Origin of the sequence: Flavobacterium zhairuonense, assembly GCF_004352915.1 — a bacterium.
Lineage (GTDB): Bacteria > Bacteroidota > Bacteroidia > Flavobacteriales > Flavobacteriaceae > Flavobacterium > Flavobacterium zhairuonense.
In genome coordinates this window covers 64,405-74,694 of sequence record NZ_SJSY01000060.1, presented here as the reverse complement: position 1 = coordinate 74,694, position 10,290 = coordinate 64,405, and the positions used below count along the sequence as shown (strand labels likewise).

Sequence of the window (10,290 nt, the reverse complement as noted above, 5' to 3'; positions counted from 1 at the left end):
TTTTTTTTTTTTTTTTTCTCAATATCGGGCTGGGTGAAGTCGAAGTCTTTTTAAATTATCTAATTATCATATTCTCTAATTGTCGCATTAATAATTTTTTGAAGCAGAAAATCTCCGTTTTTAAAAGTAGTGACGTTCCTGCCATCCGCTAAATCTTTTTCTGGCTAAAGAAGCCAGAAAAAGGATATCGCTCCTGTCAGGGCTAGAAAGAAAGTATCTTTTTCATAAGTTTCTATCCCGATAGCTATCGGGACTAAGATGCTGAGATGCTGCGGAAAAATTAGCTAAATCTGCGAGAGGCATTTTCTTTGTGTTCTTAGTGGCTCTTGCGTAAACTCCTTGCGACCTTTTCGGTTAAATCACGCCAACAGATAATTATCTAATTTTCACATTTTCAAATTATCTAATTGTTACATTCTCTAATTAATCTTACTTTTGCAACCATGATAAAATGGATAACAAAACTGTTTTCATCAACACCAAAAGAAGAGAACACAGAAGACATTATGAAAAAATACTTAATTGTAGGTTTAGGAAATATCGGAGCTGAATATGTCAATACACGACACAATATCGGATTTAAAGTGCTGGATTTTTTAGCGAGAAAAGAAGGTTTGTCTTTCGAAACTGTAAAACTAGGATCTTTAGCTGAATATAAGTTTAAAGGAAGAACCTTTTTTCTTTTAAAACCAAATACTTACATGAACTTAAGTGGAAAAGCCGTAAAATATTGGATGGATAAAGAAAATATTCCGTTAGAGAATGTTTTAGTAATTACAGACGATTTAAATCTGTCATTCGGAACAATAAGAATCAAGCCAAAAGGAAGTGACGGTGGCCATAACGGACTTAAAAACATCAATCTTGTTTTAAACACACAAAACTATACCCGTTTCAGATTTGGTATAAGCGATCAATTCAAAAAAGGACAGCAGGTTGATTATGTTTTAGGAGAATGGAATGATGAAGAAAATGCAAAATTGCCGGAACGCTTAGAAACGTCGGCAGAAATCATCAGAACTTTTGGAACCGCCGGTTTAGAAAATACAATGACAACTTTCAACGGAAAATAAAGATTTTCAAGTGTTTAATTCTTAAAAAACCGATTTATCAATTAATTAAATTGAATTATAACGAAATAGTATTTTCAATTCCAAAGTTAAATGTCTAAATTTGGAATAAATTATTATAAACCATAAAAATTAGAAATATCATGGCTTTTGAATTACCACAATTACCATATGCATATGATGCATTAGAACCACATATTGATGCACGTACAATGGAAATCCACCATACAAAGCATCACAATGCTTATACTACAAATCTTAATGCTGCTATCGCTGGAACAGATTTAGAAGGGAAAACTATTGAAAACATCTTAATCAACTTAGATAAATCAAATGCAGCTGTTCGTAATAATGGTGGAGGTTTCTACAACCACAATTTATTCTGGACTGTAATGTCTCCAAATGGAGGAGGTTTGCCAACAGGAGATTTATTAGCGGCTATCGAAGCTTCTTTTGGAACTTTCGAAGAGTTTAAAGCAAAATTTGCTAAAGCTGGCGCAACACAATTCGGTTCTGGATGGGCTTGGTTGACAGTTCAAAAAGGAGGAAAATTAGAAGTTGTAGGGACTCCAAATCAAGATAACCCATTAATGCCAGAAGTTGCTGGTCACGGTGGAACTCCAATCTTAGGAATGGACGTTTGGGAGCACGCTTACTACTTAAACTACCAAAACAGAAGGCCAGATTATATTGAAGCTTTCTTCAGCGTAATTAACTGGACAGAAGTTGCAAGAAGATTCGCTTTAGATAAATAAGAGAATAGAGCAAAGATTATAGAATAAAGAAAAAAGACGAGCACTTTGTGTTCGTCTTTTTTTATGTGCAATTTTAAGTCTTTCTTCTATTCTCTTTGTTCTTTTGTCTAAAAAGAAGAAATAAAAAAGGCGGAATCTCTTCCGCCTTTTTTGCCCCAAATCTACCATAAACTTAACCTACTAATGTTATGGTTCAGTAAATGTATGATGACAATATTTTTAAAAAAACTTTTTTAGACGAATGGCAAATATATCCGATGAAGTAAAGAGTAAAGAGTATAGAATATAGAAAAAAGACGAGTACATAGTGTTTGTTTTTTTATGCTCATTTTTTAAAAGTCTTTCTTCTATTCTCTTTGTTCTTTTATTTAAAAAGAAGAAATAAAAAAGGCGGAATCTCTTCCGCCTTTTTTGCCCCAAATCTACCATAAACTTAACCTACTAATGTTATGGTTCAGTAAATGTATGGCGACAATATTTGAAAAAAAAACTTTTTAGATGAATGGTCGATATTTTCGACGAAGTGATTGTAGGAGTCTGTTTTGTAAGTACTTATCTGAATAAAATAAAAAAGGTGCAATTGCTTGCACCCTTTTTGCCCCAAATCTACCATAAACTTAACCTACTAATGTTATGGTTCTCCAAAAGTATTGTAGCTTTTCATTTTTACCAAACAAACAGGATGAACGGCAAAAATAATCGATGAAATGCACAAATTAACTTTTTATTAGTACTTTCTTAATATGCTCTAGCGTCTTTTCCTTCGTAAAAATTCATAAATGCACGGTTTACAACTCGATTTCCACCAGGGGTTGGGTAGTCTCCTGTAAAGTACCAGTCACCTAAATTTTTAGGACATGCAATATGTAAATCTTCCACTTTTTGGAAAATGATTTTTACTTCGGCATTAATTTCTGGAGAGCTTAGCATTTCGGCAATTTTATCTGAAATTTCTTCGTCAGTAAATTGGCTGTAAATTTCTGTTACATAATTCACAACATCTTTATCTGCGAAATTTTCTTGTGCTTTACATTTTGCATAAACTTCATCTACAATATGGTAAAGGTTTCTTTCTTTCAATAAAGCAAGTGCTGCTCTAAAAGCAACTAAACCTTCTAGTTTCGCCATATCAATTCCGTAACAATCCGGGTAACGAATTTGTGGTGCAGATGAAACGATTACAATACGTTTTGGTTTCAAACGATCCATCATTTTAATGATGCTCATTTTCAAAGTAGTACCACGAACAATACTGTCGTCAATAATAACCAAATTGTCCTCTGGCTTAATTACGCCGTATGTAACATCATAAACGTGTGCCACTAAATCATCACGGCTGCTGTCTTCAGTAATAAAAGTTCTAAGTTTAGCATCTTTAATAGCGACTTTCTCTGTACGTATTTTAACAGCCAAAAGTTCTTGAAGCGTTTCAGTAGTAAGTGTGTTTCTGTTTTCTAGGATATAATTGTTTTTTCTCTGATTTAAGAAATCCTGAGCAGCTTCAACTAATCCGTAGAATGAAGTTTCAGCTGTGTTTGGAATATAAGAGAAAACAGTATTGTCTGTGTCACTGTCAATTGCTTTAAGAACAGCAGGTAAAATTAATTTACCTAAGTCTTTACGCTCTTGATAGATTTCAGCATCACTTCCTCTTGAAAAGTAAATTCTTTCAAACGAACACGCTTTTTTGACAGTTGGTTCCAAGATTTGATTCATGGTAACTTTTCCGTTTTTCTTGATGATCAAAGCATTTCCTGGGTCAATTTCCTGAACACTTTCAAAAGGCACATTAAATACCGTTTGAATAACTGGTCTTTCAGAAGCTACAACTACCACTTCGTCATCTTGGTAGAAATATGCTGGACGAATTCCTGCTGGATCTCTAAAAACAAATGCATCACCATGGCCTAATAATCCAGCCATTGCGTAACCTCCATCTAAGTTTTTGGCAGATCGAGCTAAGATTTTTGCAATATCCAAACGCTCTGCAATTACTGGAGAAGCATCTCTTTTAGAATAGCCTTCAGCTTTACAGTCTTGGTACAATTGCATTACTTCTTTGTCTAAAAAGTGACCAATTTTTTCCATTACAGTAACAGTATCCGCCATTTCTTTTGGATGCTGTCCAAGCTCAACTAAGTTTTCGAAAAGTTCTTTAACATTTGTCATGTTGAAGTTTCCTGCTAGAATCAAGTTACGGTGCATCCAGTTGCTCTGACGCAAAAATGGGTGAACGCTTTCGATACTGTTTTTTCCAAAAGTTCCGTAACGAACGTGTCCTAAAAATAATTCGCCTACATAAGGAATCTGCGATTTTATTTTATTGATATCATCGCCAATTTCAGGATTTGCTTTTAACTCCTCGCTGATTCTCTCGTTGATTTGTTTAAAAACATCTTGTATTGGCTGTGCGTGGTTCGAACGAACTCTGCTGATATAACGCTGTCCAGGATCAACATCCAATTTAATGCTTGCAAAACCAGCACCGTCTTGTCCGCGGTTATGCTGTTTTTCCATCATTAAATACATTTTCTGAATTCCGTAAAAAGCAGTTCCGTATTTTTCTTTATAATATTCAAGCGGTTTAAGTAGTCTAACTAAGGCTATCCCACATTCGTGTTTTAAAGCGTCGCTCATTGTTTTTTGTATTTTGTGTTGTTGTAAGTTGTGTGTATTAACGTAATAAAAAAAGCCCCGTTTTATCCGAGGCTTTTGCGCATTATATCTCTATGTCAAACTGAGTTAACGACTTAAATTGCTGTAATCGAATCGCTACTTCGGCTTTGCTTAAATTTTCCATCCTTTCAGTTCCAAATTTCTCTACGCAGAACGAAGCTAAATTTGAACCGTAAATAATCGCATTCTTCATGTTTCCAAAAGAAATGTTTTCACTCTGTGCAATAAACCCAGAAAAACCACCTGCAAAAGTATCTCCGGCTCCAGTTGGATCGAAAACTTCTTCTAACGGTAAAGCTGGTGCGAAGAATACTTCTCTATTGTGGAATAAAAGTGCTCCGTGTTCTCCTTTTTTGATCACCACATATTTTGGTCCCATATCTTGGATTTTAGAAGCTGCTTTTACTAATGAATATTCACCTGAAAGTTGTCTTGCTTCTTCGTCATTGATTGTAATAACATCTACACGTTTAATAACATCTAGTAATTCTGGAAGAGCGCAATCCATCCAAAAGTTCATTGTATCTAAAACAACTAATTTTGGTTTTTTCTCCATTTGATCTAAAACACTGCTTTGAACTAATGGATGTAAGTTTCCTAACATCACAACATCAGCATCTTTGTAGTTTTGAGGAACTTTTGGCTGAAAATCAGCTAAAACGTTCAACTCCGTTACAAGAGTGTCTCTAGAATTTAAATCGTTGTGGTATAAACCACTCCAGAAAAAGGTTTTTCCTCCTTTTACAATTTCGATACCAGAGATATCAATATTTTTTGAAGTTAAAAGATCTAAATGTTCTTGCGGAAAATCGTCGCCAACTACTGAAACAATAGCCGATTGCAAGTTAAAAAATGAAGCTGATAAACCAATGTACGTTGCAGCACCACCTAAAATTTTATCTGTTTTTCCGAAAGGAGTTTCAATCGCGTCGAAAGCAACTGTTCCAACAATCAATAGTTTATTCATTTTATGAATTTCGAATTAGGGTGCAAAGATACTCTATAAGTTACAATATTGCAATGCTTTAGGTTCTCAAAATTTTCTTAAAAAAAAGATATCGTTTTCGAGCTTAAAACCATTGTAAATGAGTGAATTATCTGAGTTTTTTTTGAATGCTTAAAATATCATTTTCAGAATTAAATTGCAATATTTATTTTGGAAAAAGCACCTGAAGATTTTGTTGGATTTCCTTTAAAACCAAAAGGCATTAAAAAGTTAATATCATTAGATATCAGCAAATGCATTTTAGACAACGTCTTTTTCAATTTCACGCGCAAAATAAGCAATCCATCCAAAAATAAGAACAGAAACTATTCGTTGTGTCAAACCTCTATAGTTTTCAGGGTCTAATCTAACAATCATTGCCCAAAAATATACAAAGGTAAGAAGCCCTGAAATTATTGAAATTTTGAAAAATATTTTTTTTGCATTCTCATTTTTTAATTCATAACAAGCCGCAAAGGGAAGCAGCATTATGATAAGTCCTATACCGTAGAAGCCATGCATTATATTTCCCATTGGAAATATTCCGTTAGAAATCATTGATATCCCGAATACAATTAACATAAAACTTGAAAGGTAGAATTTTTTGAAATTGAAAATTATTCCTACACCTAATAAAACACAAGATATTCCGGAAGCTATCATGCCACTATTAAAAATAAGAATAGCATTTTTGTATTGTGTCAAGGTAATCTCGCTTGCGTGTTGTTTGATAATGTTATAACCAGGAACTAATAAACCTGCTACGAATACAGGAATTATATATATTGCTAAAATTAATTTTGCTTGCTTTAATAAATATATCATAATTAGTTTTTGGGTGTTAAATGAGGATTTTTAGATTTTGATAAAATGTTTTTGTTGAATTTTTGTACTATTTTATAATGTTGGCAAACATAAAAAGTTTATTAAGAAAAGGAGAAAATATTTTAAAATAAATTATAAAGGATATTTCTTGTCAGAATAATTTTTTAGAAAGCTATTACCTATCTTTTTTCACGTATATTTTTAATCCAAGTGATCGCATCGTTCATAGGCTCTTCAGATTTTGAAAATGCAGTATTGTGTCCCAAGTTTGGAAACAATTTATATTCATAAGGTTTTCCTGTAGATTTTAATTTATCTAGATATTCGATGGATAGATTCGCAGGAACCTGAATATCCTTGCCTCCAAAAATCCAAATTCCTGGGATAGATAATTTAGAAAGTACATCAATAGGATTTGTATCAATAAATTCATATTTGTCTGGATCATTGAATACATGTTTTCTTGCTTCTTCTTCGGAATGCGTGTTCCAAAAATTTTGATTTCCATTTGTATAAAATTGGAATCTCAATTGTTCTTTAACCGTGATAAGAGCTCCGCTAAATATGGTCATAAATTTAACTTTCTTATTTTTCTCTGCAGCCAATGGAATTATCCATCCAGCTTGGCTACCGCCTATTAAACCGATTGATATTTTGTTATTTGACAAGGATTTATATAAAGTATTTACAGCAGCACTAGCATCTAAAGACAAAAGATTTAGGTTTGCGAAATCAACATTATTAGTTCCTACTTCAGGTCCAGCATATACACCACCTGATTCTCCAACTCCGCGTTTATCATACGTTAAAACTGCAATTCCATTGTTGGCTAGAGTTGTAGCAAAGTCGATCATTCTTTTTTCTTGTCCAGATCCATGAACAATCACAACGGCAGCTTGTATGTTATTAGGTGTAAAAACAGTTCCGGCGAGCGAAACTCCTTCACTGACGAATTTTACTTCCTTAGTAGTAAAGTTCGATGGAATTGCAGATGCATAACTAGTAATAAAAAACAAAAACATTAAGAGAAAATAGGTCTGTGTTTTAAAAATTTTTGAAGATAAATTATTTTTGATTTTACTACTTTTCATTTGTTTTAAAATAATATTACAACTGATACTTCTTATCAAAATAATTCTTCAAGATCCCAACTTGCACTAGAATCATAAAAGGAACTATCAAAATAGAATACAATAAAGTTTTCGAAATATGAATTCCAGAAATAATTGCCGAAATTTTATCTGTATACGATTTTCCTACTTCTAAATTGTTTTGAGTTCCGGCAAAAAACACATTATAAGCAATCAAAAGAGCCAAAATAACTCCGATAAAAATCCATGTTGAAATGGAAATTAAAGGTTTGTAAGGTTTGATTTTTGCTTTTTGGACAACAAGAATTTGCGACATTAAATTCGAAGTAAAGTCGGCAGATGGCGATTGCAAAGTGTTTTCGCTCATCATTTTATCAATAAGATTTTCTAAGTTTTTATCGCTCTCTTTCATAATACTCAACTATTTCGGGTTCTAACTGCGTTTTTAATATGGTGGCTAATTTTTGTCGACTTCTAAATAATTTCACTTTGACATTATTAGCGTTTATGTTCATGATTTTTCCAATTTCCTCTAAATTCTGATCTTCAAAATAAAACAAAGTCAGCAAGAAATTATCTTCTCTTGGCAATAAATTTAAACAATTTTGAATGGCCTGCTTTCGTTCGTTATCTTCTAAAGCACTCAAAGCATTGTCCATTGTTTTGACTAAATGCGATGAAAATTCATCTATAGAAATGTTTAAATCTTCTTTTTTGTTTTTTTTCAAACGGTCTAAACAATTATTATAAGAGATTTTATAAATCCATGTCGAGAATTTAGAATCGCCTTTAAACTTGCTCAACGAATTGTACACTTTAATAAAAGTATCTTGAGCGGCTTCTTCGGCTTCTTCTCTGTTTTTGACCATTTTGAGCGACAATGTAAAAATCATATCCTTATAACGATCCACCAGCACGGCAAACAAATTGGTCTCGCCTTGCAGGATTCTATCGATATAATGTTGATCGTTCATTGTACTCATATTATATAGGACGACGGTTTATTATTTTAGGTTACAAGAATTTTGAAATAATTTTTAATTTTAAAAATTTACATATATATAATAAGTATTGAACTTGTTCGAAGATTTACCGCAATATTGTCATCTCGACGGAGGAGAGATCACATGCGGAAATCGACAAAGATTGGCGATTTGTATTGCGGAGCTTCTAGTGTGATCTCTCCTTCGTCGAGATTACAAAAACGTCTTTATTGATTTAACGTTTAAGCTAGTTATAGTTTTTTAAAAGAATTTTGAACTCAAAATTAACTGATAATCAATAGTTTTTTGAATTTTAAACTTATTTTTTAAAATTTTTCATCAAAAGCTGTAACCTCAATTTAAAACGTGTCGTCATATGGAGTATCAATCAATTAAAAAAATATAAAATCATGGGACCAGAAGTATTAGTACCATTTAGTTTTTGCGCAACAATCTTTGGGATTGTCTATCTTATTTATTCAACAAGAAACAGAGAACGTTTGGCTCTTATAGAAAAAGGTGTTGATGCCAGCATCTTTTTAAAAGGAGAGGGCAAAGGAGTTCCAGCTTGGAAAGTATTTGTTATAAATACGGCCTTTCTTTTAATTGGGATTGGAGTAGGGATGTTTATAGCACTATTCCTTACAACGTATACAGCAATGAATTCAGACGTTGTTTATCCGGCAACAATTATTACAATGTCTGGAGTTGGTTTGCTTTTTGGGTTTAACAAAGCTAAAAGTTTGGATAAAGAATAAATCGTAAGTAGGAATTTAAGTTAGTACAAAAAAACGCATCAAATTTGATGCGTTTTTTTATTCTTTAGAACCGATGGTTTCGTAATATTCATCAATAGAAAGTTTCGGTTGCATGGATGCCATAACAGCGAGTTGATCACAGCGTTCGTTTTGCGGATGATTGTTGTGGCCTTTTATCCATTTAAAATCTACCAGATGTTTTCGGTATGAAATTAAAAAGCGTTTCCATAAATCAGGATTTTTTCTGCCGGCGAATTTCTTTTTCTCCCATCCCAAAACCCATTTTTTTTCAACAGAATCGACAACGTACTTAGAATCGGAAATAACTAAAACTTTCATGTTTTCTTTTTTCAGTTTTTCCAGACCAACAATTACAGCCAAAAGTTCCATTCGGTTATTAGTTGTCAAGCGAAAGCCTTCGTAGAATTCTTTTTTATGTGGAGTTCCTACCAATTCCATAACCACGCCGTAACCGCCGTTGCCAGGATTTCCTTTGGCAGCGCCATCAGTATATATATGTACTTCGTGTTGTGTCATTGCTGTTTATCTGTAAGTGAAATTGTTTTTATAAGATTTTCAAAAAGCAAACTATTATCTTCTTTTCCGATCTCTTCTATAAAATTTAAAGAAATATAATAACCGTCTTTAGGAATATAATAGCTTCTGCTTGATATGTTAAAGATGTTGTCACCTTGTTTTAAATTAAATTGAACTGAAAATTTAATTACTTTTTTTCCAGAAATTTCAATTACAGATGGGCTGTCAATATACTTGAAATCATTTAAAGTTTTTTTTACAGCTTCATTAGATTGCTTGACCTGATTCAAAAACTCTGAAATATTATTTGTTTTAATTTCTCTTGTACGAATTTTAATTGTTGGGATTATGCCAGTGTATTTTTTTTGGTCATATTTAACGAATGTCGCTAAGTTTACAGATGAATTATCAGCTTTAAATAATTGCTCTATTTGTTTGTCTGTAAAATCATAATTATTAATATTTTTTAAAACCTCCTCATTACTGGTGGCAAGCCAGTTTTTTGGAATATCAATAGAGAATCCTATTCTTTTTATATCTAATTTTCCTTGCGCATAAAAATTCGAAGTGAACAAAAGAAATACTAAAGCAAAAAACTTTTTTCTCATTT

General features: G+C 32.6%; 11 protein-coding genes. 3 read left to right on the top strand and 8 right to left on the bottom strand.

Going from position 1 to position 10,290, the window contains the following annotated elements; translation table 11 throughout:
* Positions 1-443: 443 nt before the first annotated feature.
* Together pth and EYY60_RS01865 are read left to right on the top strand one after the other, a co-directional pair.
* The gene (pth, locus tag EYY60_RS01870) at positions 444-1,073 is read left to right on the top strand and encodes an aminoacyl-tRNA hydrolase (RefSeq protein ID WP_132987706.1); all 630 of its coding nucleotides are present in this window, start codon (positions 444-446) and stop codon (positions 1,071-1,073) included.
* Positions 1,074-1,213: 140 nt separating this feature from the next.
* Positions 1,214-1,825 carry a superoxide dismutase gene (locus tag EYY60_RS01865; protein ID WP_132987705.1) on the top strand — a complete coding sequence of 204 codons (612 nt, stop codon included), beginning with the start codon at positions 1,214-1,216 and terminating at the stop codon, positions 1,823-1,825.
* Between the two features lie 738 nt (positions 1,826-2,563).
* On the opposite strand, the gene EYY60_RS01860 is transcribed toward EYY60_RS01865, so the two are convergent.
* From EYY60_RS01860 to EYY60_RS01835, 6 genes are all read right to left on the bottom strand, one after another.
* Positions 2,564-4,462, bottom strand: a complete 1,899-nt coding sequence (locus tag EYY60_RS01860) for an amidophosphoribosyltransferase (RefSeq protein WP_132987704.1) — start codon at positions 4,460-4,462, stop codon at positions 2,564-2,566.
* An 82-nt stretch (positions 4,463-4,544) separates the two neighbouring features.
* On the bottom strand, positions 4,545-5,468 hold the full coding sequence (locus EYY60_RS01855; protein WP_132987703.1) for a PfkB family carbohydrate kinase: 924 nt from the start codon (positions 5,466-5,468) through the stop codon (positions 4,545-4,547).
* Between the two features lie 279 nt (positions 5,469-5,747).
* Positions 5,748-6,311: a DUF998 domain-containing protein gene (locus tag EYY60_RS01850; protein ID WP_132987702.1), complete on the bottom strand. Its 564-nt coding sequence runs from the start codon at positions 6,309-6,311 to the stop codon at positions 5,748-5,750.
* 179 nt (positions 6,312-6,490) lie between these two features.
* A complete protein-coding gene (locus EYY60_RS01845; RefSeq protein ID WP_235832269.1) occupies positions 6,491-7,402 on the bottom strand; it encodes an alpha/beta hydrolase family protein in 912 nt (303 codons plus the stop codon).
* 16 nt (positions 7,403-7,418) lie between these two features.
* Positions 7,419-7,814 (bottom strand): hypothetical protein, encoded by a 396-nt coding sequence (locus EYY60_RS01840; RefSeq protein WP_132987701.1) that lies wholly within the window; start codon positions 7,812-7,814, stop codon positions 7,419-7,421.
* Complete coding sequence (locus EYY60_RS01835; protein WP_132987700.1) at positions 7,798-8,385, bottom strand: RNA polymerase sigma factor; 588 nt, start codon at positions 8,383-8,385, stop codon at positions 7,798-7,800. The genes EYY60_RS01840 and EYY60_RS01835 overlap by 17 nt, the downstream gene beginning before the upstream one ends.
* 410 nt (positions 8,386-8,795) lie before the next feature.
* On the opposite strand from EYY60_RS01835, the gene EYY60_RS01830 reads away from it, so the two are divergent.
* On the top strand, positions 8,796-9,143 hold the full coding sequence (locus EYY60_RS01830; RefSeq protein WP_132987699.1) for a DUF6249 domain-containing protein: 348 nt from the start codon (positions 8,796-8,798) through the stop codon (positions 9,141-9,143).
* A gap of 57 nt (positions 9,144-9,200) precedes the next feature.
* Here the strand turns inward: EYY60_RS01830 and rnhA are convergent, their stop codons facing one another.
* The gene (rnhA, locus tag EYY60_RS01825; protein WP_132987698.1) at positions 9,201-9,680 is read right to left on the bottom strand and encodes a ribonuclease HI; all 480 of its coding nucleotides are present in this window, start codon (positions 9,678-9,680) and stop codon (positions 9,201-9,203) included.
* Positions 9,677-10,288, bottom strand: a complete 612-nt coding sequence (locus EYY60_RS01820) for a hypothetical protein (protein ID WP_132987697.1) — start codon at positions 10,286-10,288, stop codon at positions 9,677-9,679. Before EYY60_RS01820 ends, rnhA begins: the two co-directional genes overlap by 4 nt.
* Between the last annotated feature and the right edge of the window lie 2 nt (positions 10,289-10,290).